This is a genomic window from Flagellimonas aurea, assembly GCF_017313785.1.
Lineage (GTDB): Bacteria > Bacteroidota > Bacteroidia > Flavobacteriales > Flavobacteriaceae > Flagellimonas > Flagellimonas aurea.
In genome coordinates, this window is record NZ_JAFLNL010000004.1 from 326,300 (window position 1) to 350,648 (window position 24,349).

26 protein-coding genes are annotated in these 24,349 nt (G+C 41.2%); 13 read left to right on the plus strand and 13 right to left on the minus strand.

Going from position 1 to position 24,349, the window contains the following annotated elements:
• Window positions 1–53: 53 nt before the first annotated feature.
• Together J0656_RS09790 and J0656_RS09795 are read right to left on the minus strand one after the other, a co-directional pair.
• Window positions 54–698, minus strand: coding sequence for a response regulator transcription factor (locus J0656_RS09790; protein WP_207033256.1), 645 nt, complete (start codon window positions 696–698; stop codon window positions 54–56).
• A gap of 692 nt (window positions 699–1,390) precedes the next feature.
• Complete coding sequence (locus tag J0656_RS09795; RefSeq protein WP_207033258.1) at window positions 1,391–2,239, minus strand: TolB-like translocation protein; 849 nt, start codon at window positions 2,237–2,239, stop codon at window positions 1,391–1,393.
• A 391-nt stretch (window positions 2,240–2,630) separates the two neighbouring features.
• Between J0656_RS09795 and J0656_RS09800 the strand changes: the two genes are divergently transcribed.
• Entirely contained in the window at window positions 2,631–4,127 is a 1,497-nt protein-coding gene (locus tag J0656_RS09800) for a potassium/proton antiporter (protein ID WP_207033260.1), read from the plus strand.
• Between the two features lie 4 nt (window positions 4,128–4,131).
• Here J0656_RS09800 and J0656_RS09805 read toward each other — a convergent pair whose 3' ends face one another.
• On the minus strand, window positions 4,132–4,482 hold the full coding sequence (locus tag J0656_RS09805) for a tRNA-binding protein (RefSeq protein WP_207033262.1): 351 nt from the start codon (window positions 4,480–4,482) through the stop codon (window positions 4,132–4,134).
• Between the two features lie 52 nt (window positions 4,483–4,534).
• Window positions 4,535–4,924, minus strand: coding sequence for a DoxX family protein (locus J0656_RS09810; protein WP_207033264.1), 390 nt, complete (start codon window positions 4,922–4,924; stop codon window positions 4,535–4,537).
• Between the two features lie 155 nt (window positions 4,925–5,079).
• Here J0656_RS09810 and J0656_RS09815 point away from each other — a divergent pair, with 155 nt between their 5' ends.
• Window positions 5,080–6,276, plus strand: a complete 1,197-nt coding sequence (locus J0656_RS09815) for a TlpA family protein disulfide reductase (protein WP_207033266.1) — start codon at window positions 5,080–5,082, stop codon at window positions 6,274–6,276.
• A 56-nt stretch (window positions 6,277–6,332) separates the two neighbouring features.
• Here the strand turns inward: J0656_RS09815 and J0656_RS09820 are convergent, their stop codons facing one another.
• The 6 genes from J0656_RS09820 to J0656_RS09845 all read right to left on the minus strand — a co-directional run bounded on the left by J0656_RS09820 (window position 6,333) and on the right by J0656_RS09845 (window position 10,928).
• Window positions 6,333–7,226 (minus strand): DUF4382 domain-containing protein, encoded by an 894-nt coding sequence (locus J0656_RS09820; RefSeq protein ID WP_207033268.1) that lies wholly within the window; start codon window positions 7,224–7,226, stop codon window positions 6,333–6,335.
• Window positions 7,227–7,369: 143 nt separating this feature from the next.
• A complete protein-coding gene (locus J0656_RS09825) occupies window positions 7,370–8,317 on the minus strand; it encodes a TolB-like translocation protein (protein ID WP_207033270.1) in 948 nt (315 codons plus the stop codon).
• 73 nt (window positions 8,318–8,390) lie between these two features.
• Window positions 8,391–9,449, minus strand: coding sequence for an ACR3 family arsenite efflux transporter (arsB, locus tag J0656_RS09830; protein WP_207033272.1), 1,059 nt, complete (start codon window positions 9,447–9,449; stop codon window positions 8,391–8,393).
• Entirely contained in the window at window positions 9,449–10,066 is a 618-nt protein-coding gene (locus J0656_RS09835) for an arsenate-mycothiol transferase ArsC (RefSeq protein WP_207033274.1), read from the minus strand. Before J0656_RS09835 ends, arsB begins: the two co-directional genes overlap by 1 nt.
• A gap of 16 nt (window positions 10,067–10,082) precedes the next feature.
• Window positions 10,083–10,550, minus strand: coding sequence for a DUF6428 family protein (locus J0656_RS09840; RefSeq protein ID WP_207033275.1), 468 nt, complete (start codon window positions 10,548–10,550; stop codon window positions 10,083–10,085).
• 48 nt (window positions 10,551–10,598) lie between these two features.
• Entirely contained in the window at window positions 10,599–10,928 is a 330-nt protein-coding gene (locus J0656_RS09845; protein WP_207033277.1) for an ArsR/SmtB family transcription factor, read from the minus strand.
• A 154-nt stretch (window positions 10,929–11,082) separates the two neighbouring features.
• On the opposite strand from J0656_RS09845, the gene J0656_RS09850 reads away from it, so the two are divergent.
• Genes J0656_RS09850 through J0656_RS09895 form a run of 10 tightly spaced genes read left to right on the plus strand, consistent with a single transcriptional unit; the run spans window position 11,083 to window position 19,567 of the window.
• A complete protein-coding gene (locus J0656_RS09850) occupies window positions 11,083–12,237 on the plus strand; it encodes a cysteine desulfurase family protein (RefSeq protein WP_207033280.1) in 1,155 nt (384 codons plus the stop codon).
• Window positions 12,234–13,388, plus strand: a complete 1,155-nt coding sequence (locus J0656_RS09855) for an XdhC family protein (protein WP_207033282.1) — start codon at window positions 12,234–12,236, stop codon at window positions 13,386–13,388. The genes J0656_RS09850 and J0656_RS09855 overlap by 4 nt, the downstream gene beginning before the upstream one ends.
• Window positions 13,385–13,990, plus strand: a complete 606-nt coding sequence (locus tag J0656_RS09860) for a nucleotidyltransferase family protein (RefSeq protein ID WP_207033284.1) — start codon at window positions 13,385–13,387, stop codon at window positions 13,988–13,990. Before J0656_RS09855 ends, J0656_RS09860 begins: the two co-directional genes overlap by 4 nt.
• Window positions 13,991–14,011: 21 nt before the next feature.
• Window positions 14,012–14,314 (plus strand): MoaD/ThiS family protein, encoded by a 303-nt coding sequence (locus J0656_RS09865; RefSeq protein ID WP_225604618.1) that lies wholly within the window; start codon window positions 14,012–14,014, stop codon window positions 14,312–14,314.
• The gene (locus J0656_RS09870; protein ID WP_207033285.1) at window positions 14,311–15,324 is read left to right on the plus strand and encodes a HesA/MoeB/ThiF family protein; all 1,014 of its coding nucleotides are present in this window, start codon (window positions 14,311–14,313) and stop codon (window positions 15,322–15,324) included. Before J0656_RS09865 ends, J0656_RS09870 begins: the two co-directional genes overlap by 4 nt.
• Window positions 15,317–15,760, plus strand: coding sequence for a molybdenum cofactor biosynthesis protein MoaE (locus tag J0656_RS09875; RefSeq protein ID WP_207033287.1), 444 nt, complete (start codon window positions 15,317–15,319; stop codon window positions 15,758–15,760). Before J0656_RS09870 ends, J0656_RS09875 begins: the two co-directional genes overlap by 8 nt.
• A complete protein-coding gene (moaCB, locus tag J0656_RS09880) occupies window positions 15,761–16,657 on the plus strand; it encodes a bifunctional molybdenum cofactor biosynthesis protein MoaC/MoaB (RefSeq protein ID WP_207033289.1) in 897 nt (298 codons plus the stop codon).
• Window positions 16,650–17,642 (plus strand): GTP 3',8-cyclase MoaA, encoded by a 993-nt coding sequence (gene moaA, locus J0656_RS09885; protein ID WP_207033290.1) that lies wholly within the window; start codon window positions 16,650–16,652, stop codon window positions 17,640–17,642. The genes moaCB and moaA overlap by 8 nt, the downstream gene beginning before the upstream one ends.
• The gene (locus J0656_RS09890) at window positions 17,642–18,808 is read left to right on the plus strand and encodes a molybdopterin molybdotransferase MoeA (protein WP_207033293.1); all 1,167 of its coding nucleotides are present in this window, start codon (window positions 17,642–17,644) and stop codon (window positions 18,806–18,808) included. The genes moaA and J0656_RS09890 overlap by 1 nt, the downstream gene beginning before the upstream one ends.
• A 3-nt stretch (window positions 18,809–18,811) precedes the next feature.
• On the plus strand, window positions 18,812–19,567 hold the full coding sequence (locus tag J0656_RS09895; protein WP_207033295.1) for a sulfite exporter TauE/SafE family protein: 756 nt from the start codon (window positions 18,812–18,814) through the stop codon (window positions 19,565–19,567).
• Here J0656_RS09895 and J0656_RS09900 read toward each other — a convergent pair.
• Complete coding sequence (locus tag J0656_RS09900; RefSeq protein ID WP_207033297.1) at window positions 19,564–19,911, minus strand: winged helix-turn-helix domain-containing protein; 348 nt, start codon at window positions 19,909–19,911, stop codon at window positions 19,564–19,566. The two genes, J0656_RS09895 and J0656_RS09900, sit on opposite strands and share 4 nt — an antisense overlap.
• Window positions 19,912–20,328: 417 nt before the next feature.
• On the opposite strand from J0656_RS09900, the gene J0656_RS09905 reads away from it, so the two are divergent.
• A complete protein-coding gene (locus J0656_RS09905) occupies window positions 20,329–22,419 on the plus strand; it encodes a hypothetical protein (protein WP_207033298.1) in 2,091 nt (696 codons plus the stop codon).
• Window positions 22,420–22,834: 415 nt separating this feature from the next.
• On the opposite strand, the gene J0656_RS09910 is transcribed toward J0656_RS09905, so the two are convergent.
• Together J0656_RS09910 and J0656_RS09915 are read right to left on the minus strand one after the other, a co-directional pair.
• Window positions 22,835–23,755 (minus strand): hypothetical protein, encoded by a 921-nt coding sequence (locus J0656_RS09910; RefSeq protein ID WP_207033300.1) that lies wholly within the window; start codon window positions 23,753–23,755, stop codon window positions 22,835–22,837.
• Between the two features lie 30 nt (window positions 23,756–23,785).
• Window positions 23,786–24,232 (minus strand): DUF1330 domain-containing protein, encoded by a 447-nt coding sequence (locus J0656_RS09915; RefSeq protein ID WP_207033302.1) that lies wholly within the window; start codon window positions 24,230–24,232, stop codon window positions 23,786–23,788.
• Window positions 24,233–24,349: the final 117 nt, after the last annotated feature.

Below are 24,349 nucleotides of genomic sequence, written 5' to 3' on the forward strand. Positions count from 1 at the left end.
TAAAAAAACCCTGACCATTTGGTCAGGGTTTTTTGTTTAGTGGAATCTTCAACTTACGCCGCGTTCAACTGCTGTATCTCCATTTCTTTGAGTTTTCGCAAAGCTTCTGATTTTGAGTTTACGTTCAGCTTTACATAAATGTTCTGAATGTGAAAATTGACCGCGCTGGGAGTAACAAAAAGCTTGTCCGCAATCATTTTATAGGTGAATCCTTGGGTAAGGAGCTCTATGATTTCGTTCTCCTTTTTGGAGAAAGCTTCAAAAGATTTTGACTGGAACGAGTCGATGATTTTTTTCGCTACATCCAGTTCCAGAGCAATTCCATGCTGGTCAAGTGCCTCCAAAGCATTGAACAACCTATCCTTGGTTATCGGTTTGATAAGGTAGCCACTCGCTCCTTTTTTAAAAGCCTCTTTGATGAGTTTGAAATCATTCATTTTACTCATCATCAATACCTTAAGGTCCTTGTTTTTTCGGTAAAAATAATCAAGGCCATCAATGCCCGAAATACCGTTCAGCATTGCTTCGCAGATAATGATATCTGGATGGGAGCGCCCAAAATTGGACAGCAGTTCATGTACGGAACCATAGGTTCCGTGAAGCTCATACTGCTCGTTTTCTTCAAAATACTGATTGTAAATGCCGCCGATAGCACCATCATTATCGATGATGGCAATTTTTAATGGTTTTTTTTCCATGATAAGAAAGATTTGGGGGATTAATACTGTTACATCATTGTTCTGTAGGTTGAGTTTTTGGACATGGGAGTCCTTCTCCGCATTGTTGAAGTTGGGATAAACCAATATTGAAACTAACCGTATTGCTTTGTAAGGCAACAACAATCGATGTTCCATTTAAGTTTACTTCAAAAATGGGTGTAATCCCTAAAGGGATTAATTGCTAAAATTTGTGCTTAGTTGAGGTTTTTACCTCATCAAAAAAGTAAGGTGAAAAGAGGTTTTTGGGACGCCTTTTTTTCTAGTGTTGTAGTTTTTGTTCATGACTTAATAGATTTGGGATTGTATTATTTCAATAGTGAATTTAGAATTTTTTAACTATTGAACGGAATTTTTGTAGTGGTTTTCGTTCAAATGCACTTTTGATGAAATCTTTCAATTCAGAAAGATAGAAGAATGGGGGAGTGGAGGGTATATTTAAGTATTTGTTTTTCAGTATTTTAAACAAAAAAAATAGGATGCCGTCCCATCAGCATCCTATTCTTGGTGTAAATCGGTCAGATTGAAATAATACAACCCGCTTTCTATGATAGTCTGTCAGTTTCCCCCTGTCTTTCTTATCATGGTCATGAGTGTTTCAAAATTCGGCTATGAAACAACATCACAAGACACTTCAGGTTTATTGACCGATTCAGTAAGTATTTTTCTGTATTCTATTCTTCGTCTTGGAACGATGTATCCACGTAATCGATGGTATTATCGTTCATAACAGTTTGGAGTCCTGTACCTCCATCAGCAACATCGTTGTACTGATCCCGCTTACTTGAACGTCCATAGGCTACAGTATATTGTGATACGGTATTGTTGAAACCTCTATTGGACACTACAAATCCCATCTTTTTCTCTGGGCTCAATTGAATGGCGTAGTCGTCACTATTGCTGTTGATGTGGGCACCAAGGTTCACGGATGTGGTAAGCGTGTTCTTTACCACCTGTGAGGCATAAAGGTCCAATCCACCGTAACCATCTCTCCCTTCAGAAGCAAAGAACAACAAGGTTTCGTTGTAAATGCTAGGGTAGAGCTCATCTTCTTTGGTGTTTACTTTGGGGCCAAGGTTTTTGGATACACCTGGAGTTCCGTCTGTAGCGATATCGGCTACGTAGATGTCATATTTTCCATAGCTTCCTTTCATATTGGATGCAAAGAACAATCGAGATCCATCAGCGGTTACCGTTGGGTGTTTGGCGGAATAATGTTTAGGACATACCTCCAATCGAGTAACGTTGGTCCATTCACCGTTGACTTTCTCGGCACGATAAACGTGATAAATCAATTCTTTTTTAGAAAACACACCGTAAAGTGGCTTTTCGTAAGTACCCTTGCTAAAGTAGGCTGTTTTACCATCTTTGGTAATGGACATGGATGGTACGTAGCCATCAACAGTGGAAACACTGCCATCCATAGTCTCGTTGATCATTTTTTCGTCTGCCTGGGCAAAAGTAGATTGACCGGCTAGTATTGTAACTGAAACAATAAGGCTGTAAAAAGTTGAACGTGTCATGATGTATAGATTTGGGGGTTAATACATGACAAAGTTCAAAAACATTGGCAGCGAATACTTATCAAATTTTCATAGGTTTTTACTTTTAACGACTAAAAAGTGCATTTTATCGAATATTTTTTAGGTATTTAACACTGGTTTGACCGTAAAAATGCAGTTAAACGTTCTTTTTTGTGTTTTAACAGATTAATTCAAGTTCGGATAAATTAGGCTCAATTAGTTCAAAATCAAGATTTCTTATGCTCATTTTGAGGGTAATGGTAATATTTCCCATCTTCACATATCGGACAAATTGAGTTAACTTCGCTTTTTTGAAAACGTATCCATACTATAAGGAGCTATTCCTTGAATACTTTAAAAACAATTACCTCAAACTAGAAAGCCTGCCTAAATGAATATCACTATTGAAAATATCATCTTAATAGGTTCGGTGCTCCTTTTGATCAGTATTTTGGCGGGCAAAACAAGCTACCGTTTTGGTATTCCTACATTGTTGTTGTTCTTGACCATTGGTATGTTGGCTGGCTCGGATGGTATTGGAGGTATTTATTTTGATAATCCAAAGATTGCTCAGTTCGTTGGTGTCGTTTCCTTGAATTTTATTCTTTTCTCCGGGGGATTGGATACCAACTGGCAGTCGGTTAAGCCTGTACTAAAGGAGGGTATAATGCTTTCAACCATTGGAGTTTTGCTCACGGCGGTAGGTTTAGGGTATTTTGTGTACCTGATCACCGACTTTAGTATATATGAAAGCCTGTTACTGGGTGCTATTGTATCATCCACAGATGCTGCTGCGGTTTTTTCCATACTTAGGGGCAAGAATTTGGCGCTGAAGAAAAACCTTAGACCTACCCTGGAACTGGAAAGTGGAAGTAACGACCCCATGGCCTATGTGCTCACCATTGCATTTTTGACCTTGGTGCAGTTTCCTGAAAGGAATATTTTATCGGTATTGCCCATGTTTTTTCTACAAATGACGTTGGGCGGCGCGGCAGGTTTCCTGTTTGGTAAATTGAGCAAGATAATCATCAATAGGATACAGCTGGACTTTGAAGGACTCTATCCGGTATTGACCATCGCACTGATGTTCATTACATTTTCCGCTACCAATTTTATAGGGGGGAACGGGTTTTTGGCCATTTACATCTGTTCCGTATATCTGGGCAACCAAAACCTGATTCATAAGAAAACCATCATGCGAATGTTTGATGGCCTGGCCTGGCTTATGCAAATAGTGTTGTTCCTTACCCTGGGGCTTTTGGTTTTCCCGACCCAGATTGTTCCATTTATTGGAATAGGGCTGTTAATCTCCCTATTCTTGATTTTTGTGGCCCGTCCCTTGGCGGTAATGCTTTCCCTTTTGCCGTTTAGAATGAAATTGAGACGGAGATTCTATATTTCTTGGGTGGGATTAAGAGGGGCCGTGCCCATTGTGTTCGCTACGTATCCATTACTCGCTGGAATCGACAAGGCAAGTATCATATTCAATATTGTTTTCTTTGTATCGATAACCTCTGTGCTTATTCAAGGAAGTACCTTGTCCATTGTGGCGAAATGGCTTCATGTGGGATTGCCCGAGAAAGCCAAACCACTTTCTCCTACGGATGAATTGCTGTCGGAACATCCTAAAGCAATTATGAAAGAGATAACGATCAGTGGGTCTTGTCCTGCCACAGGAGAAAAAATCGTGAACTTGAACTTTCCTAAGAAAGCCATTATTGCAATGATCAAGCGTAATGGCAATTACCTTACACCAAATGGCTCTACCATTATTGAAGCAAATGATACGTTGGTAGTGCTTACGGACAAACCCGAAATTTTGGACAAAGTCTATGCGTCTCTCTCCATATCCAAAACCGTAGAGAAGACAGGGGAACTAGCTGAATAGTTCCCTATCCGATTCGGGTGCCGTTTTCAATACTTCGTTCCGGTTGTAGGAGAGTAATTTCTTTGTTCTGGCCAATACCTCCAAGAACCAAACATTCGCTCATCATCGTGGCAATTTGCTTAGGAGGGAAGTTGACAACCGCTACAACTTGTTTTCCTATCAGTTCTTTGGGAGTGTATAGATCTGTGATTTGGGCAGAGGTCTTTCTTTTGCCCACAGCACCAAAGTCAATGATCATTTTATAGGCGGGGTTTCTAGCTTCTTCAAACACTTCGGCTTCCAATATGGTTCCAATCCGCATTTCTACCTTGGTAAAATCACTCCAAGTTAATTCGTTGGATGTTTTTTCGTCCATTTTCATAATTTAAAACAAAAATAGGACCGTATTGAACAGGGTAGGACTTAATTCAGAACAAATTTTTGACAAATGGTATGTTGGAACGCCGTTGCCAAGCTAAAATCAGGCAGAACAGTAAAGTAACCAGAGCTAAAATAAAAAGAGAACCGCCGTCATTCTGAACTACTATCCCTAATTTGGTGAGATGTGAAAGTACGGCTCCCAACATAATTCCAACACCCAACAAAGCCCCAAGCCAAGTTGTTTTGGGAACAAGTATCAGAACCGCTACGATCAATTCAATTATTCCCAGGCCTATTCTTCCCCAAGGCTCCATGCCTAGCTGTTCGAATATGTATACGGATTCGGGGGCTGCCGAAAACTTAAAAAATAAGGTCTGTAACAAAATTACGGCGGGGACAATTCTCAGTAGTGCATTTACAATTGATTTTGTTTTCATTTTTTAATTGATTGAATTGGATATTGGTTTGGTCGGGAAACATCATTGTAAATAACTGAATGGCAATAATTATGTGCGGATTGATATGGGACTCAATTTATTCAGGGTTGATTGAGGTCATAAAACCATCTGAGGAAATGGTTAATTTTACTGCTATGAAAAATCTATTGAAATTCTCTTTGCTTTTCCTTTTTTTGATACAATCCTGCTCCAAGGAAACATGGTTATCCGGAACTATGGATTTGGAGGGTGGTGAAGATTGGAAACCTATGGTATACCTGGTTGTTCCCGAAAAATTTGATGCCGTGGCGCAAAGTTTTGTTGGCAAGGTGTTGGATTCGGCCCAAGTTGATGAAGCCGGGAGCTTTGAGTTTAAGAGCCCACCTGAATTGCAAGCTCCGGTATTGTTGGAGATAGTGGTTCAGCGGAAAGGAGAAAAGTATCCGAATAAGTTGTTGAATGAAAATCCTGAAACGGATAATTACTTTCCGTTTGTGTATGAATCAGGGAAAAGCATCAGAGTGAATGCAAATATCTCCCAATTTCAAGCCTCTTTTTCGTTGGAGGAGCCTTCGCCCATCAACAGCGAAATGCTTTCATTAAGAGAATTACGTTTGGAAGCTTATCGAAAACATTTGAAAGGTCAATCAAAGAATGAAGCTTCAGATGAAGGTTTATTGGAACGGGAAAAGAAACTCCATCAGTATCAAAAGCAATTGATGGACTTTGCAAATGGCACGGAAGAATTCCTCCCGGCCATGGTAGCCCTGCGTTGGGCCAGTCCTGAAGGAAACTATGAGCGTATCGCAGAATTGCTGTACGATCAATCCGAAAAATGGAACAAGCTGCACCCAGAACATCCTTGGGCAAAAGAGCTAGCTTCCATAGCCGACAAGGAAAATCTGCCCATTTTGGTAGGAGACCTTGTTCCCGATTTACTTCTACCCATGAAAGATGGTGAAACGGTACGGTTACAGTCCGTGATTGAAAATCAAAGATTGGTGGTATTGGATGTTTGGGCATCATGGTGTGCACCGTGTAGGATGGAAAATAGAAAGGTGCTACTTCCTTTATGGGAAAAGTACAACCCAGATGGTTTTCAGATTATAGCATATGGTTTGGAAAGTAGCAGAAAAGCTTGGGACAATGCCATAAAAAAAGATGGAGCCAACCTCTGGCTGCATGCTTCACATTTGCAGGGAGACCAAAATCCCTTGATGGATGCACTTCGGTTAAAAACGATTCCGGCTAATTTTTTACTGGATCCAGAGGGTAGGGTGCTGGCAAAAAACCTACACGGTGAAGAATTAATGGCGTTTGTAGCGGATTATATGCAAGATTATAAGGAATAAAAAAGCCAGGATATATCCTGGCTTTTTCTTCTTTAATTTGTTTGTGTTCGGGGATATTAATTTCCGCCTTCTGTTGTTTCTTCTTCGGTAGCTGCAGGATCTACTTCAAGAATAAAATCTTGGGTTGTAACGTTCGCAGCATTTATTTGTACTTCTAAGGTATCACTTGCAATAAAGCCATCAAACTCGGAAACCACTTCATAAGTGCCGGCTTCCAGACCTAGAATGGTATAATTACCGTCTGGATCAGTAAATGAAGTCATGTTTAGCGTGTCCGCAGCAAACACGGAAACTTGTGCGCCAAATAGGCCGATTTGAGTTTCCTCTTCAATAGTGCTTACATTTCCTGCAAGTGTACCGGCAGTGGAAAGATTACTGGCCTTGATCACAGGTTTGAAGTTGAAGCCGTTTACATCTAAATTGCCTTTCGCCACAAATGAGCGACTTACATCAAAATCTAGTAGTAAATCGGAAGATAGGCCACCTACTACGGTAATCCCTGGATCTATAAATACTTTAATACCAGATGAGTCACCACTTGGGACTTTTAGATCATAAACAGTTCCATCTGTCAAAACTACATTTACGCCCTTAACGTATACACGAACCTGATCATAGGTGCCAACAGGAACCTCAATTTCAGCCAATTGAAGAGTCAGGCCATTGGTCAGTTCCAATAGGTTTGTTTCTATTTCTTCTTCCATCAAGGTAATGTAGGGGCTTACTGTAAGAGCATCATCATCGTCGTCCTCGGAAACACGACGAGCTTCTACTTTATAAACGGTAACGTTTGCTTCTGCAACTAATTCATAAGGAAAAGGGGCATCAGTGAGTTGCACGGAAAGTGTGCCTGTTCCTTGTGGATTTCCTCCGTTTCCTTCATCATCGGAGCAGCTTACAAAAAATAAGGTCATTACGGCAAATAAACTGCTAAAAATCTTTGTTCTCATAGTATGGGGTTTTTTAAAATTTTTCAGGGCATAATTATCCCTGTGCGATTTCTACCCAATAAACAAGTTGGGCGGAATAAACCCTACCCCAATGACAAGAAAAATTGATTTTATCGATAAAGAGCACTTGTAGAGCCTACAATTTAATCTTTGTAGATAAAGCTCGGAGCCTGTTGAAACTTAAAAGTATCATCGGTCAGAATTTGCATCTCTTTCGTTTCCCAATTCATTAAACCAATATGAAACTGCGATTGTTCGTCGTCAAAAAGTTCAATGGCCAGCCATTTGCCATCGGGACTCCAATCGTGCCACCCTTCGTTTTGCTCGTTTTCCGTTAATTTCCAGGTTTTGCTTCCATCCAAGCTAACGGCATATAAGCTGTATTTTCCATTTTGCTTGCTTTGGTACGACACAAATTTTTCCGTTGGATGGAGTTTTGGGGCACCCGCCCTGTATTCATATTTACCTGCTGTTGTATCTTTTTCGGGATAATGGGTAAGTTGCTTTCGGTTTTTACCATCCGCATCAATAATGTAAAGCTCTTCGTCGAAACCGTTGATTTCTTTACGGACTGTTTTTCCTCCCCTAAAAACGACCTGCTTGCCATCATTTACAAACAAGGGATCCGCTGCAAAAGGAAGTTTTGTGTCCAATCGATCTATGATTTCACCTTTTTGGTTTAGAACATAAAAGGTTGATTCCGTGATCAGCTTGGGCTTTACGATAAGCTCGGTGCCGTCCTTTCTGCTGCTCATCCAACTATCGGCCAGCTCCAGATTGGTGACTTTTTGAACATTTTCTCCATTAAAATTGGTCTTGTACAAAAAATAGCAGCGCTTGCAAGCGCCCCTATCCGAAATAAAATACAAGGTATCCTTATACGAGTAGTAGGTCCAATCCACTGGGTATAGGTCTGTAATGTTCTTTTTGTCGGACCCATCGAGGTTCATTGAAAAAATCTCATAATTCTCAATGTCAAAATCCCTTAAAACATTGTAAACCAAGCCAAGTTCACGTTGGGCATCGTCCTTTTTTGAATTGCAGGACAGTAGTAATGCCAATAATCCAAGAAAAGCTATTCTTTTAGTCATAATGAGTTTAGTTTGTTTGAAATTTTTTGTCCAGTCGAATTTACTAAACTCCATGAATTTTTAAAATGGTGATTTAACCTTGAAGTTCTACTTTTTTAGGATTGAAATATTTTTTTCTAAGCCAAAATGAAACTTTGACCAATAAAATTAACGCTGGCACTTCAACCAAAGGACCGATAACGCCTGCAAAAGCTTGGCCTGAGTTCAATCCGAAGACGGCAATGGCAACCGCAATGGCGAGTTCAAAGTTGTTTCCAGCTGCGGTGAAGGCAACCGAAGCGGTTTTATTGTATTCGGCACCCATCGCTTTTGTGGTGAAAAAGCCGATAATGAACATCAAAGCAAAATAGACCAGTAATGGAACTGCAATAATCAAGACATCCATGGGTATTTGCACAATCAATTCACCTTTTAAGGAAAACATGATCACAATGGTAAACAAAAGGGCAATCAAGGTCATGGGCGAAATTGCAGGGATAAACTTTTCAGTGTACCAAGCTTCGCCCTTAGATTTCAGTAAGATTTGACGACTCAAAATTCCCATCAAAAAAGGGATGCCAAGATAAATGGCCACGCTCTCGGCAATCGTCCCGATGGAAATGTCCACAATGGCACCTTCAAACCCAAAATAGGGAGGCAATAGGGTGATGAACAACCACGCATAAAAACTATAGGCAAAAACTTGGAAAATACTGTTCAAGGCCACTAAACCAGCGCCGTATTCGCTGCTGCCTTCGGCCAAATCGTTCCAAACAAGCACCATGGCAATACAGCGAGCCAAACCAATCAAAATAAGTCCTACCATGTATTCAGGGTAGTCCCTTAGAAAGATGATGGCAAGGACAAACATTAAAATTGGGCCCACAAACCAATTCAAGACAAGGGAAATGGACAGGATCTTGGTGTTTTTGAACACTTTTGGAAGCAAGGAATACTTGACCTTTGCCAAGGGAGGATACATCATCAAAATCAACCCGATGGCAATGGGGATGTTGTTGGTCCCGCTACTGAACGAATTGACGAAATCGGGAAAACTTGGAAAAAAGTAACCAATTCCGACCCCCACTGCCATGGCCACAAAAATCCAAAGAGTAAGATTTCTATCTAAAAAACTGAGTTTCTTGTTTGCCATTACTTCTGAATTTGGGAAAATACATACAACATTTCGGTAGCAATCTGTTTGCTTCGCTCGCTGTATTTTTCTGCCTGTTGAGGCGTGTCATCAAATGCTTTTGGGTCTTCGTACGTGATCGGAATGCGTTTCTCGGCACCAGGCACAAAGGGGCAACCTTCATCAGCCTGTGAACAGGTCATGATGGCTGCAAAGTCTGATTTTGGGTTAAAATCATCATCCATCCGTTTGGAAAAACAGATAACAGGATGTTCATTTTCCGAAAACTTGATGCCGTACACAGGGTTTTTTCCTTCGGAAAGCATTCGCACTTCAAAACCAGTGTTCGCCAAAGTTGAAGCTACCATGGGAAATAGGGCAGTGGCCTCCGTTCCTCCAGAATAGCAGCTCACGTTCGCGACACCAAAGTGATGCGCCATGGTTTGTGCCCAAATTTGGGACAAATGGCTACGTCTGGAGTTGTGGGTACAGATAAGATTAAGTCGAATCGACTCTTTATTGTCCGTCTTTTCTTGAATATACTCCACAAGAGGGGACAAAGTTTGCTTTCTCTCCGTTGTGATGGATTGTGCATCCAGATTTGAAATGAAACCGTTCAACACCGAATAATGTGACATAAGAACTTGATTTGGGTTAACAGCAGCCGCTACCAGGCGTGCAACATGCTGAGCTTTGCAGTTCGGACAATTTTACTTTTGGTTTTTCCGCAGGGACTCCACATTTATCTTTGGCCAAACAATCCGTTTGCTTGGTGGTGAGCAAAAAGTTGGTGCCATCAAAATCGAGGGCAAATTTTTCAATGGTCTGTCCCTGATACTCCACTTCAACCTCCAAATTGCCGATATCCAATGTTTTTTGGGACAGTTCAATAATGTGCACCAATTTTTCGGGATGAAGTCTGTGGTCGTAATCATTGGCGTTCCAAAGCTGGAAGTTGACCACTTCTTCATGGCGAACGGTACCGCCACAATCAATAAAATTTTTAGTAATTTTACCCACTTCGGTCACATGAAAATGATTGGGGACCAACTCCCCGTTGGGCAATTGAAACGCAATGGTGTCCAATTGGGCCAATGCTGATTTAACTTCGTCTAACTTCATAATTATCTCTATTTATTGTAATATTACGATTAATGTGTTCAAATTTTTTTAGCAACAATCTTTTTGATTGAGGTCTTGGTCCAAAAACTCGGACATAACGGTCTTCATTTTCTTCCAGTTGTCGGCATCAATACAATAGCAAACACTGGTTCCTTCAACGTTTCCCTTAATCAGCCCCAAATGCTTTAATTCCTTTAAGTGCTGGGAAATGGTAGGTTGAGCCAAACCGATTTCATCCACCAAGTCACCACAAACACAGGCATTCAATTTGTACAAATACTGTAAAATGGCAACGCGTGCAGGGTGGCCCAGAACCTTCGCATACTGTGCAATCTGGTTTTGCTTATCGGTAAATATTTCTGTTTTGGTAATACCCATCAGTTTAATTTATTCATTGCAATATTACGATTAATAGTGTAGCCACCAAAAATTTTCTTCGATTTTATTTCTTAAATGGTTTGAAAAACATAGTTGAATACTGATTCATTCTTATTAAATTGCGTTATGCACATGCAAACATAACGATTCCATTTTGTCGGCAACTAGAAAAATATACTTGGATTATAATGCAACCACACCTGTGGACCCAAGGGTGGTGGAGGCGATGCTGCCGTATTTTACCGAGCATTTTGGCAATGCCAGCAGTGATCATTCTTTTGGGTGGTATGCCAAGGACGCTGTGGAAACGGCGCGAGAACAGGTGGCAAAGCTTGTGAGTTGTAGACCAACGGAACTCACTTTCACTTCGGGTGCTACGGAAGCCGCCAATTTGGCGTTGTTTGGATTTTGCAAAAAGAACAGGAGCAAGGGAAACCATATCATTTCTTGCAAAACGGAGCACAAAGCGGTTCTCGATACATTGGAAGCGTTGGAGTCCGATGGTTTTGAAGTCACCTATTTGGATGTGGATGGGCAGGGAAATATTGATTTGAATGAATTGGAAGCGGCCATAAAATCGTCCACAATTTTGGTTTGCATGATGCTCGCCAACAACGAAACGGGCTTGATTCATCCAATAAAAACCACAACGGAAATAGCACATGCCAACAATGTTCCCGTGATGTCGGATATCACACAAGCGGTCGGGAAAGTTCCAGTGGATGTACAGGATTTGGGAATCGATATCGCTGTTTTCTCTTCACACAAACTTTATGGCCCCAAAGGGATTGGAGCACTTTATTTAAATAAAAACAACAGTATTTCGATAGATAAACATCTTTTTGGCGGAGACCATGAAAAAGGGGTTCGTCCTGGCACTTTGAACGTTCCTGGCATTGTTGGTTTTGGAGAGGCTTGCAGCATTGCCCAAAACAACTTGGAAGAAAATCGACAAAAATTGGTAGCCCTTCAAAACCAATTGGAGCAAGAACTTTTGACCATTGGGGAGGCTACAATCAATTGCCAAAATGAAAACTGTTTGCCCAATACCACGAATGTATCTTTCAATGGGGTGGATGGCACCAAGCTGCTCCGTTATTTGAACACCATGGCCGTTTCCCGCGGTTCCGCCTGCACCGCGAATCAGGTGAATCCGTCCCACGTATTAAAAGCGATGGGCGTTGAGGATGATATTGCCTTGGCCAGTCTACGCATCAGCACAGGGCGAGACACGTCTTCGGAAGACATTGAGAAAGCCGTTTCTGAGATTAAAAAAGCCATCAACCAACTAAAAACCACTGTGGTATGAGGGAGTTGGATGTCATCATAAAAAAATATCAGGAACTAAAATCACAAAATGTACGCTGTATTTTGGCCACTGTGGTTCATGTTGAAGGGTCATCGTACCGTAGAGCGGGCGCGCGGATGTTGGTGGATGAGTATGGCAATATCACGGGAGCCATAAGCGGGGGTTGCTTGGAGGGCGATGCGCTTAGAAAAGCGCTTTTTGCGTTGGATAGACAAGAAAATAAACTGGTCACTTACGATACGAGTGATGAGGAAGATGCGGTAATCGGAGCGCAGTTGGGTTGCAACGGAATCATTCAGGTGTTGTTTGAACCCATAAATTATACCGCAGGGAACAATCCCTGTGAACTTTTAAAAACTGTTGCCAAACAGGAAGTTCCAATGGCTGTTTCCGTTGTTTTTGACTTGGATAAAACCCAGCATCAACAAGGAACTGTTTTGGTTACAGATGAAAACGAAGCAGTTTTAGGGCAGCAGATTTCGAATGATTTGCAACAAGCCTTGCTTTTTAAAAGCAAAGAGGTCATCAACGAAAAAGCTTCCTATTATGCAGAGGTCACTACTGAAGAGAAAACACATTTTGCATTTATCCAAATACATCAACCCCCAGTAAAATTGATTTTGGTAGGAGCGGGTAACGATGCCCAAATTTTGGCACAACAAGCTGATTTGTTGGGTTGGAAAGTAACTGTTACCGACGGACGTCCCACACATGCCAACAAAGAACGTTTTGTGGGGTCGTGCCAAGTCATCGTGACCAAACCCGAAGAAACTTTAAAGAACATCAACATAGACAATCGAACTTGTTTTGTGTTGATGAGCCACAATTACAATTACGACTTATCGGTGCTCAAATTGTTGCTAGGAAATTCAGAGACACCTTACATAGGCATTTTGGGCCCATTGAAGAAATATGAGCGTATGCTCAATGAGCTGGCAGATGAAGGCATCGAAGTATCGAAAGAAGATTTAGCCAAGATTCATGCACCCATAGGATTGGAAATAGGCGCGGAGACCCCCGCCGAAATCGGATTGTCCATTTTGGCGGAAATCCAAAGTGTACTGACCAACAAAGGAGCCCGACCTTTAAAGCAGAAAACTGAGCCGATTCACGATACTAAACAGAATCAATTTCAAAAAATAACCCTTTGAGTGAAGAAGAAAACATAGCGGTGGTTGTATTGGCAGCAGGTGGCTCCACTCGTTTGGGGCGACCCAAGCAGCTGGTGGAATTCAAAGGGAAAACCCTTTTGGACCATACGTTGGACAACGTAGACTTGTTGGGTTTTCAGACCAAAATTTTGGTATTGGGCGCAAAACGGGAAGAAATTATGGATAAAATTGATGCCAATAGTTTTAAAGTGGTCATTAACACCCAATGGGAGCAAGGAATGGCATCCAGCATCAAGGTTGGACTGGAAGCTGCAATGGCAGAGGAAGAGGGACTGGACCACGTATTGTTTCTGGTATCGGACCAACCCTTTTTGGAACGAGCCAACTTGATAAAACTAGTGCATACGCAACTGACGCAACATCCCAATGCGACCTATTCCCAATATGGGGAAAACGTTGGAGTGCCAGCGATTTTTGGTAAGGAAGCATTTCCTTTGTTGTTGCAATTGGAAGCTGACGAAGGGGCCAAGAAATTAACTCGCTTGGAAGATTTTAAGTATTGTACGGAAACCTTTAAAAAAGGAGGTTTTGATGTGGATACCGAAGAAGACGTACAGCAACTAAAGCAAATGGAAAAATGAAATGCCCATTAATCAAAGCCGATGTACCAAACAATATGTTCAGGGGCATTCCATCTGACCGCTCAAAAGCAAATAAAAAAAGAACAGATGAAAGTGACCATTAAATATTTTGGTTTGGTAGCAGAAGCTGCCGATAAGTACGAAGAGGTTTTGGAGCTCAATGGAGCGCTTATCGCTTCGGAACTAAAAGCGCAATGCTTGAACGGTTTGTCCATTGCGGACAAAGATTCCGTGCAGATAGCTGTAAACCAAAATCTGGATGATACAACAACCATAAAAGATGGGGACGAAGTGGCCTTGTTGCCACCGTTCGCAGGAGGATGAGCAGATACAACAGACAAATAAAACTCACGGAAGTTGGCCTAGAAGGTCAGGAGAAGCTTCGCAATGCCAAAGTGTTGCTAGTTGGTGTTGGAGGATTGGGCTGTCCTGCCGCGATGTTTTTGGCGGGTGCAGGAGTTGGCAAGATGGGTTTGATGGACCACGATAAGGTCGATATGTCCAACCTGCATCGACAGGTTTTGTTTCAAGAGTCGGATGTAGGAAAGTCAAAGGGCGTTGTTGCCAAGGAACGTTTGGAAAAACAGAACAGTGAGGTCCAGTTTGAAGTGTACGAAGAGCCGTTGACCATTGAAAATGCTAAAAGCATCATCCAACAATACGATGTTGTCTTGGATGGTACCGATAATTTTGAAACGAAGTATCTCATCAACGATGCTTGTATATTGGCCGATAAACCTTGGGTTTTTGCCTCCATATATAAAAATGAAGGCCAATTGTCGGTCTTCAATTACCAGAATGGGCCTACGTATCGCTGTGTATTTCCGAAAAGTACGAGACAGAACATCAGCTGTGAGGCCACAGGGGTATTGGGCGTGTTGCCTGGCATTTTGGGAACGCTTCAGGCAGCCGAGGTTCTTAAAATCATCCTTGGGGTGGGTAAGGTGCTGTCAGGCAAGCTAAAGTTGATTAATATGATGCAGGCCAGCGAGCAAACCATCAACATAAACAAGCGTCCCGAAGAAGTGGAAAAAATTCGCAAGAGCGGGATAGCGCCCGTTTATATTGATTGCGATTTGAAAAATAAGGAACAATGGTATCTCGATGTACGCGAAGTGTTCGAGCAGCCCAAACCAAAGGGTAAAAAAGTGTTGAGTATTCCTTTGAGCGATTTGACATCACGCTACCAAGAGATACCGAACAATCAAGAGGTCTTGGTGTTCTGCCAATCTGGAAAACGAAGCAAAAACGCCATAGAAATCCTTAAAAATGAATTTGGCTTTCACAATTTGAAAAACGTGGAAGGCGGTATAGAAACAATTATTGATGGATAAGAAGAAACCAAAAAAAGTATTTGTACAAGGAGCGATTCCTCCCGAAAAAATAGCCAATTCGGTGGCCAACCACCAAAGCAAGACGAATATTGGCGCGCACAGTATTTTTTTGGGACAGATCAGGGCCGACGAAGTGGAAGGCAAAACCGTGACTGCTATCGATTACACAGCTTATGAAGAAATGGCCGAGAAAGTGTTCCACGAAATTCGCGAAGTCGCTTTTGCCAAGTTCGATATTACCTGTGCCCATATTTATCACAGTTTGGGCAAAGTGAAGGTTGGAGAGTTGTGCCTGTTCGTGTTCACATCATCAGCACACCGAAAAATCGCGATTGAGGCGACCAATTTTTTTGTGGAGGAGATAAAGGCGAAAGTGCCCGTATTCGGCAAAGAGATTTTTGAGGACGAAACCCATCAATGGAAAGTAAACAAGTAAATGGTAGACATTACACATAAAGTAACCACCTTGCGGGAAGCCACCGCAGAAGCTATCGTGAAAACGAGTAGTCAAGCCACGATTGATGCCATTCAAAACAACGAAGTTCCCAAAGGGAATGTGTTTGAAATGGCCAAGGCGGCTGGATTGTTGGGTGTTAAGAAAACGCCCGACCTATTGCCCGATTGTCATCCGTTGCCCATTGAGTACACGGGCATCGATTATGAAATTGATGGTTTGGACATCATCATTTCGATGACGGTAAAGACCATTTACAAAACAGGGGTAGAGGTTGAGGCGATGCACGGAGCCAGCGTTGTAGCCCTCACGATGTACGATATGCTGAAACCGATTGACAAAAACGTGGAAATCGGCACCATTCGCCTCAAATCGAAAAAAGGAGGGAAATCCTCGTTCAAAATAAATTCAGAAGGGCTGACTGCCGATGTTGTTGTCTGTTCCGATACTATTTCCAAAGGAAAAGGAGAGGACAGGGCAGGGGAGGCAATTATCGAGAAATTGAAGGCATTGGGGGTGAAACCCCAAAAAAGCATTATTCCCGACGAAGCTGAGGAAATCATCAAAAAAGTGGAGAACACTTCCGCAGATTTGCTGATTTTTACGGGAGGTACGGGCGTGGGGCCACGAGATGTCACCCCACAGACTTTGGAGCCATTGTTGGACATCAAACTAAAAGGAGTAGAAGAACAAATGCGAAGCTACGGGCAAAATCGGATGCCGTTGGCGATGTTCTCGCGTTCCATAGCGGGCATCAAAAACGGTAAACTGATATTGGCGCTGCCAGGCTCCACCAAAGGAGCGGCGGAATCGATGGATGCGATTTTCCCACACGTATTGCACGCATTTAAAGTGATAGAAGGAAAAAGACATGATTGACAAAAAACCACAAATACTGGACAATTTCGGTAGGCCACATACCTATCTGCGCATTTCATTGACGGACCGATGCAACCTGCGATGCTTTTATTGCATGCCCGAAGAAGGTATTGAGTTGATGGAAAAGCCCAGTATCATGACCTTGGAGGAAATCATTGAAATGACGCGGACATTTCGGGATTTGGGCGTGGATACGGTACGGCTGACGGGCGGCGAACCTTTGGTTCGCAAGAATTTCGGTTTTTTGGTCGAAGAGTTGGCCAAACTGGGTGTGACCCTAAAATTGACCACTAACGGAATCATACTTGACAAATATCTGGACCTGTTCGATAAAATCGGCCTTCGCAAAATCAATTTCAGTCTGGATACCTTGGACAAGGCCAAATCCATTTTCATCACCAAGCGTGATTACTACGAGCGCATTATGCGCAACCTGAATATGGCCTTGGATATGGATATGGACATCAAGCTCAATATTGTGCTGATTAAGGGCGTGAACGACAAGGAAATCAACGATTTTATCGCCTTGACCAAGGATAAAAAAATAACACCCAAGTTTATAGAATTTATGCCATTCAAGGGCAATAAATGGGACTGGAGCAAAGGAGTTTCCAAAGAAGAAATCTTAAAGACCGTTGGTGATAAGTTCGGGGAAATCGAGACCCTTGATAATCCAAAGCACAGTACCTCCACCAATTTTAGGGTGAAGGGACACAAAGGCAGTTTTGGCATTGTGAGTACGATTACCAATCCGTTTTGCGATGAATGCAACCGTATTCGTTTAACGGCCGATGGCAAAATGAAAAATTGTCTGTTCGCGAATTCAGAAACAGATTTGTTGACGCCATTTCGTAATGGAGAAAAGATTGAAAGCACCATTTTGGAGGCCATTAAATCCAAAAAATATTCTCGTGACGGTATGGACGTGAAAATGGACGCCGACCATTACGAGCAAAACCGTTCAATGATTTCAATAGGAGGCTAATGGTTACGATTGAAGAAGCACTTCGCATTATTGAAAATCAGGAGATTAGTTTAAAAAGCGAATCAAAACCTTTAGAAAAGGCATTGGGTTATGCATTGGCAACAAATACGACAGCTCCTTTTGATGTGCCCGAGTTTGATAATTCCGCGATGGATGGCTACGCACTTTGCGGACTGTATCAGGAATACCGATTGGTAGGGGAGGTGGCTGCTGGCGATTCCAAGGAAGTTTCGTTGCAAGATGGCGAAGCGGTTCGGATTTTTACGGGAGCCAAGGTGCCCCAAAACACTACTGCCGTGATGATGCAGGAGAAAACCTCCGTGAAAGACAGCACGCTGTTCCTTGATGAGATGCCCAAGCCTGGACAGAACATCCGAAAAAAAGGCGGTCAGTTGACCGAAGGGCAAGCCGTATTTGAAAAAGGACACGTTTTGAACCCACCATCACTGGCTTTGATGGGCAGTTTGGGATTATCGCAATTGGAAGTCTTTTCCAAGCCACAAGTCAATATCATCACCACGGGAAATGAATTGGTAAAACCGGGTGAACCCAAAACCGAAGGACAGATATACGAGTCCAACAGCTACGCGATTTCTGGGGTACTTCAGCAATTTGGATTTCAGCATCATCAAAAAGCGCAGATAAAAGATGATTTTGAGGCCACGAAAGCAGGCATTAAATCTGCATTGGAGTCTTGCGATGTACTCATTATCTCAGGAGGAATATCGGTCGGGGATTATGATTTTGTAAAACAATCCCTCGAAGAAAATGGAGTTAATGAATTGTTTTACAAGGTATTTCAAAAACCAGGGAAACCACTTTATTTTGGAAGAAAGCAAAATCAGTTTGTGTTTGCACTGCCTGGGAACCCTGCATCCTCATTGACCTGTTTTTATGTCTATGTGCTACCGTTATTGCAGAAATTATCGGGCTATGGACAATTTGGTTTGCCTACCTATCAATTTCCGATAAAGCATTCGTACGAAAACCGTTTTGGGCGTCCCTCTTTTTTGAAAGCAGCTGTTGTTGATGGAAAAGTGGATATTTTGGACGGGCAAGGCTCTTCGATGATTCAATCGATGGCTAAAGGGAATGCCATTGCTTTTGTGGAGGACGGTGAAACATTGAACAAAGGCGATTTGATCAAGTGTAAACTAATTTCATAGTTGATGACGGTTGAATACTTGCCCATTGTCTTTTTTCTGATTGCGCTGTTTTATAGCTCGGTCGGATTTGGGGGCGGGTCCAGTTATTTGGCTATTTTAAGTCTTTTCCTGACCGATTTTTACGAAATACGTTCCACTGCGCTCATTTTAAATATTTGCGTGGTGAGCATCGGAACCATCGTTTTTATCCGTAACCGCGTGTTCGATATCAAGTTGTTTTGGCCGTTTTTGGTGATGAGCATTCCGTTTGCGTATCTCGGTGCTCAAATACGTTTGTCCCAGACCATGTTTTTTTTAGTCTTGGGAGGTGCCTTGGTGATGGCGGGAGTTTTTATGCTGCTTCGCTTTGCCAAGAAAAAACTGGACTCGAGAAAATTTTCAAATCCAAAAAAATCATTGCTTGGTGGTGGTATCGGTTTGCTTTCGGGAATTTCGGGAATAGGCGGGGGTATCTTTCTGTCTCCCGTTTTGAATCTTTTAAAGTGGGAAAACCCAAGGGTAGTGGCCTCCTTGGCTTCAGTTTTTATTTTGGTCAACTCCATTTCTGGTTTGATTGGCCTTAATGTTGCAGGCACCTTCAAACTAAACAATGAATTGATGCTTCAACTTATCGTTGCCGTAGTAATAGGAGGGAGTATCGGTTCTTATCTATCCAACAAAAAGTTCAACCTTAAGTTTTTGGGTGTGCTCACCAGTATTTTGGTGCTCTACGTGGGATTCCGACTGATTTTGTTGCACGGTTTTGGGATAAAGATTTAGATCAACCCCAACATTTCATTCGTATGTTTCTCAACTGTTTCATTGATTTTATCGGTCATTTTCTGGAAAGTGGCCAATACTTTTTTACCTGTCTCCGTTAATTCGGCGCCTCCACCTTTGGTGCCACCTTTATGCAGTTCCACATAAGGTCGATTTCCTCTTTGGTTCATATCTTCCACCATGGACCAGGCTTTGCGGTAGGACATGCCCATTTCTTTAGCAGCTTTGGAAAGCGAACCATTTTTGTCGATCATCATCAACAGTTCGGCACGCCCGGGACCAAAGAATTTTCTCCCATCAATATCTATCCAGCACCGTATTTTGAGTTCTTTTTCGCTTTTCATCACGGTTAAAGTTAAGCATCTATACGGTAAATAGAATATTCACTCCAAATAAAAAATATAGGATAATGTTGTTCTTATTTAAACAAAACTTATTGCATCATTCTTTTTCGAATGATGTTTAACTGTTTGGTATCCAACGGTAATGTATTATCTTTATTTACAGTGTACCGTATTCAAAACATAGTTATATCCCTTCTCTTTTTTATTCTGTCAATTGTTGCCCTTGCACAGGAACGGGCAGCTAAAGGGACGGAAGGTCTGCATTTACTTGAAAATATCCACCTACAATTGAATAAAACGGCCTTTTTAAAGGGAGAGCACATATGGTTCAAGGCATATGTCCAAAATCAGAATCAACATTTACCATCCTTGGCCACGAAAAACCTACATGTAGGAATTTTTTCAAAAGATGGAAGCATGCTGACAAAAAAGATGGTTTTAATACGCAATGGGGTTTCTTTTGGTGATTTTAAAGTTGATTCAACTTTTGTTGAGGATTCATATACCATAATGGCCTGGACCAACTACATGAAGAATTTTGAGTTTACTACTCCTTTTCTTCAAAATATAGAAATCATTGGAGTAGCGGAACAATCAGAATCAAAGAATAAAGGAGGCATCACTGTTTTAGTTTATCCAGAAGGTCAACAAATTGTAGCGAACACTTACAATAATGTCGGCTTTAAGATTTTTAACCAAACCTTACAACCAATAAAGACCAATGAAATAGAGCTGATTACGGGAAAAGGTGAACGAATACAGTCTAATATTCAAACAAACCAATTAGGGCAAGGTAGATTTGGTTTTTTTGCCGACCCAACCGAAACCTATTTTTTGAAATTGAAAACTCCAAACGGTCTTTGGGTTACCAAGGAGCTGGAAGATAAACAACACCATGGAATAGGAATAAGCATCGATAATACAGCACAGGATGTTGTTGTACTAAACTCCAAACGGTCTAAATCTATTTTAAATAACGAGAAATTTTCTATGGCTATCTATAACCATGTCAACGGAAATTATGTTTATCGTTATGAGCTTGATGGAGATAGCGGACCCACTTCCGTAAATCGCAATCAAATCCCTGGCGGAATCAATACAGCGGTGATTTTGGATGAAACTATGAAACCCATTTCGCAACGTATGTTTTTTAATAGACAAAATTTGAAGGAAAGGGTAGGTTCTGTAGATGTAAGCTATTGTTTAAACAAAGCTCAAGATTCCTTACAGATAGATATGATACTTCCTCAAGGGCATCAAATGGCCAATTTAAGTTTGTCGGTGCTACCTGCTGAATCAAGTGCATACTTTCCTGATAATTCCATAGCCTCTTCTTTTTTGATTCAGCCTTATCTCCATAAACATATTGAAGGCCGCTATTTTTTTGATGGCAATAAACGTTCAAGGGATTATCAAATGGATACCAGATTACTTATGGAAGGAGCCGAAAGGTTTGACCAGTATATCACAGCAGGGTATGCTCAAAGTAACACTTATAAACATGAAGAGGAAATTACTTTTAATGGTAAGATTTTGGATGCCGACCTCGAAAACGAAAAACAAGTTTCGTTGTTTTCCCAAGCATTGGGTACAGTCAATTTTTTTGAGCTCTCAACCAACAAGAATTTTGAAGGAAACTTGCCTTTGTTTGAGGGGGATTCCATATTGATCAGCGTACTGAACCACAAAGGAAAACTTAGAAAACCAAAAGCGGAACTCTATTTTGATGATAACAATGCGGATACTTTTGAATATACCAAATGGTTGAGCAAAGCGGGCCGGTTTAAATCAGGGGTTTCGCAATTAAGAATGAATGAAAGTTTTAATCTTACGGATGGAATCATATCTCTGGATGAAGTGGTAGTTTCGGAAAGAGCAAAGGAGACTACAAAGTTTCAAATAACTCCTGAAATTCAAATGAGAATCATTGATAAAACAACTGTGAAACGGTATCCAAGTTTTATAAGCTACATACGAAAATTTGGGTTTCAAACACATCCCAATAGTAAAGGAGGTGTTGGTGTTTATGTTCCCGACCCGCCTTATCTAGCCCGAGTGCCAGTTTTAATCGAAGGACTTCCGGTTGATTCGGGACAACTTATGTCCATGCCCCTTTCCATGGTAAAATCGATGGTTTATAATAGGTATGTAACTCCTCATCAAGGACCATTTATTTCCTTGTCGTTACGGTATGACTACGATGGATTATATGGTAGGGATAAGTTCACAAGTATTACTGTACCAAAAGGATTCAGTAGGGCACAAGCCTATTTTACTCCAAATTACCCAGATTATGGTTCGTTGTTATACCAAAGGTATGGCGCCATTTGGTGGGAAAGTCAATTTGAGGTAAACTCAGATGTCCCATATTCGATTACAGTTCCCTTAAATGAACAACGAGAGGTAAAGATTATAATTGAAGGGATGTCCTCCAATGGTTTTTTATATTACACCGAACAAATTTGTAGTCCTTTTGAAGCCAATTATACATCCAAACAACAAGAATAATTCCGTTATTGGTTGGTTTTCAACAATATCATTAAAAACAAAAAACCGCAACAAATGTTGCGGGTTTTTTGCGGAGGAAGAGGGTATTTTCTGAATTGGAAAAACTCAATGTTTTTAGGGGTTTTGAGAGGAGTAAAATTGCGGTGCCACCGAAAGGGGCTCTAGTTTAACTTAACTTTAACAAAAGAATGGTTTTGAACCTTGTTTCGTGCCAATTTCCGTTAAATTTTATTTCAGACTATAATTGGTTCCCGGCCCAGTTCGATAAAATGAGCATCTCCCTTCGCCACAAAAGAAATGAGTAGAGCAATATATCCGATAAAAATCAGAAGAATGATCTACTAGGAAAATTTAAGAATTAAGGAGGTGTCCTAAAAGATGGTTATATCAATTTGTATACACTTCGGTCCAAAAATCATCTATACATCCACGTGTCCAAAATATCAGAAACGCTTGTGCTGACTTCTTTTTTCAAACGAAGGGATAATTCCTCGTCACTTAGTCTCGCCGTTCTATCCAAATCGGTATTGATTAGAAAATTATGGAGCCTTTCTAATATATGCCGATCACCGGAATCAATAATCGACCTTGCATGTTGGTAGAATTGCATTTGAAACCACTCATAATTCTGGGGTGACAGGTTTTGGACATATTTTTCCTCAAAATCTTTGAGGGTCTTGTGTTCGGCCATCCGATTTCCCGAGTTAAGGACAAATTCAGGATATGTGTTCATTAAATTGTAAGCATTTTTAGATTTTTCTTTTACGAAGGAATACATGCTCATGGTGGCAAACAGTTCTTGCAACCATTTTCTTTGCGGTTTGGTACCTTCTTTAAAGTGATAAAGATGTGCCAATTCATGGATGGATAGGATATCCCTGTAGAAAAGGTCCAAGTTGATGTCATCACCGTAGACGGGCTTCAGCATGGCTTGGTGCTGTTCGGGCAATCTATCGATTGTTTCTTCTACCGTTATTGAAAGTACTGATTTGTCCAATCCCAAGATTACATTTCCATGTATAGCTTGTGGTAAACCTGGTGGTGGAAAATAGGCGTGTTTCCCCCATTTTTCATTTTCGACAAATAGAACAGCAAAATCCAAATCTGTATTAAATATTTCATCAAAGTACTGCTTTGCTTCGTTCAATCGCTTTAATGTTCCAGTAATGCTTTTTACAGAATTATTGGATACCAAGGTCTTAAATGAAAAGTCGGTTCTTAGTTCGCTTAACCCAGAATGCGGGGAAGTATCAATCCAAGATTCTTGGCCCCTGGATGAAATAATCAAAAAGAAGCTTAAAAAAGTGATGGAATGCCTTGCTCTCAGTTTATACATTGTCCATTTTGGTTTTATATTGGAAAGCGATTACACACTTTCCTTTGGGTTATAAAAATCCTTTATTTCCGTTGAGGGCAACAATCTGGAATCTTCAAGGGCTGCTGTACGATGTCCTGCGTTTTTAAGATAACCCTTACTTTGGGAAAATTCCATAAATTTTGTTACCGATGCATGTTCGACCAGTAATATAGCATCCCATTTTGGGTGATGTGGACCAATAAGAAAACGTCCACTTTTTCCATAATATAGGATTCGGCTGCCTACTTCTTCCAGTTCAGGAATGGTACTTTCAAGGTATAAACGATAAGCTTCCTCACCGGTTATTTCAACAGCTGGCTTTATGTTCCGATGGGAGGTATAATCAGCTCTCTTCCTAAATTTCAATAGGTTCAATAATACAATTCTTCCCTTGTCGTGGAAATTACGGTAAAATTCTTTGCCCGATTCCTCACTTGCATTGAGGTAGTTGTCCATAACCAATCAATAATTAAAAAGATAGAGAAATATAATTATAATCTATTAATTTATAAAGGGTTTGATGGTAGTGTCTGGTGTTTTATCTGCGCCATGAGCCGCTCCCATTCGTTGGAA

What these genes read in the sequence shown, in the direction of transcription:
- J0656_RS09790 (WP_207033256.1), bottom strand. Translation starts at nt 698, where the DNA reads ATGGAAAAAAAACCATTAAAAATTGCCATCATCGATAATGATGGTGCT.
- J0656_RS09795 (WP_207033258.1), bottom strand. Translation starts at nt 2,239, where the DNA reads ATGACACGTTCAACTTTTTACAGCCTTATTGTTTCAGTTACAATACTA.
- J0656_RS09800 (WP_207033260.1), top strand. Translation starts at nt 2,631, where the DNA reads ATGAATATCACTATTGAAAATATCATCTTAATAGGTTCGGTGCTCCTT.
- J0656_RS09805 (WP_207033262.1), bottom strand. Translation starts at nt 4,482, where the DNA reads ATGGACGAAAAAACATCCAACGAATTAACTTGGAGTGATTTTACCAAG.
- J0656_RS09810 (WP_207033264.1), bottom strand. Translation starts at nt 4,924, where the DNA reads ATGAAAACAAAATCAATTGTAAATGCACTACTGAGAATTGTCCCCGCC.
- J0656_RS09815 (WP_207033266.1), top strand. Translation starts at nt 5,080, where the DNA reads ATGAAAAATCTATTGAAATTCTCTTTGCTTTTCCTTTTTTTGATACAA.
- J0656_RS09820 (WP_207033268.1), bottom strand. Translation starts at nt 7,226, where the DNA reads ATGAGAACAAAGATTTTTAGCAGTTTATTTGCCGTAATGACCTTATTT.
- J0656_RS09825 (WP_207033270.1), bottom strand. Translation starts at nt 8,317, where the DNA reads ATGACTAAAAGAATAGCTTTTCTTGGATTATTGGCATTACTACTGTCC.
- arsB (WP_207033272.1), bottom strand. Translation starts at nt 9,449, where the DNA reads ATGGCAAACAAGAAACTCAGTTTTTTAGATAGAAATCTTACTCTTTGG.
- J0656_RS09835 (WP_207033274.1), bottom strand. Translation starts at nt 10,066, where the DNA reads ATGTCACATTATTCGGTGTTGAACGGTTTCATTTCAAATCTGGATGCA.
- J0656_RS09840 (WP_207033275.1), bottom strand. Translation starts at nt 10,550, where the DNA reads ATGAAGTTAGACGAAGTTAAATCAGCATTGGCCCAATTGGACACCATT.
- J0656_RS09845 (WP_207033277.1), bottom strand. Translation starts at nt 10,928, where the DNA reads ATGGGTATTACCAAAACAGAAATATTTACCGATAAGCAAAACCAGATT.
- J0656_RS09855 (WP_207033282.1), top strand. Translation starts at nt 12,234, where the DNA reads ATGAGGGAGTTGGATGTCATCATAAAAAAATATCAGGAACTAAAATCA.
- J0656_RS09865 (WP_225604618.1), top strand. Translation starts at nt 14,012, where the DNA reads ATGTACCAAACAATATGTTCAGGGGCATTCCATCTGACCGCTCAAAAG.
- J0656_RS09870 (WP_207033285.1), top strand. Translation starts at nt 14,311, where the DNA reads ATGAGCAGATACAACAGACAAATAAAACTCACGGAAGTTGGCCTAGAA.
- J0656_RS09875 (WP_207033287.1), top strand. Translation starts at nt 15,317, where the DNA reads ATGGATAAGAAGAAACCAAAAAAAGTATTTGTACAAGGAGCGATTCCT.
- moaCB (WP_207033289.1), top strand. Translation starts at nt 15,761, where the DNA reads ATGGTAGACATTACACATAAAGTAACCACCTTGCGGGAAGCCACCGCA.
- moaA (WP_207033290.1), top strand. Translation starts at nt 16,650, where the DNA reads ATGATTGACAAAAAACCACAAATACTGGACAATTTCGGTAGGCCACAT.
- J0656_RS09890 (WP_207033293.1), top strand. Translation starts at nt 17,642, where the DNA reads ATGGTTACGATTGAAGAAGCACTTCGCATTATTGAAAATCAGGAGATT.
- J0656_RS09895 (WP_207033295.1), top strand. Translation starts at nt 18,812, where the DNA reads ATGACGGTTGAATACTTGCCCATTGTCTTTTTTCTGATTGCGCTGTTT.
- J0656_RS09900 (WP_207033297.1), bottom strand. Translation starts at nt 19,911, where the DNA reads ATGAAAAGCGAAAAAGAACTCAAAATACGGTGCTGGATAGATATTGAT.
- J0656_RS09905 (WP_207033298.1), top strand. Translation starts at nt 20,329, where the DNA reads ATGCTGACAAAAAAGATGGTTTTAATACGCAATGGGGTTTCTTTTGGT.
- J0656_RS09910 (WP_207033300.1), bottom strand. Translation starts at nt 23,755, where the DNA reads ATGTATAAACTGAGAGCAAGGCATTCCATCACTTTTTTAAGCTTCTTT.
- J0656_RS09915 (WP_207033302.1), bottom strand. Translation starts at nt 24,232, where the DNA reads ATGGACAACTACCTCAATGCAAGTGAGGAATCGGGCAAAGAATTTTAC.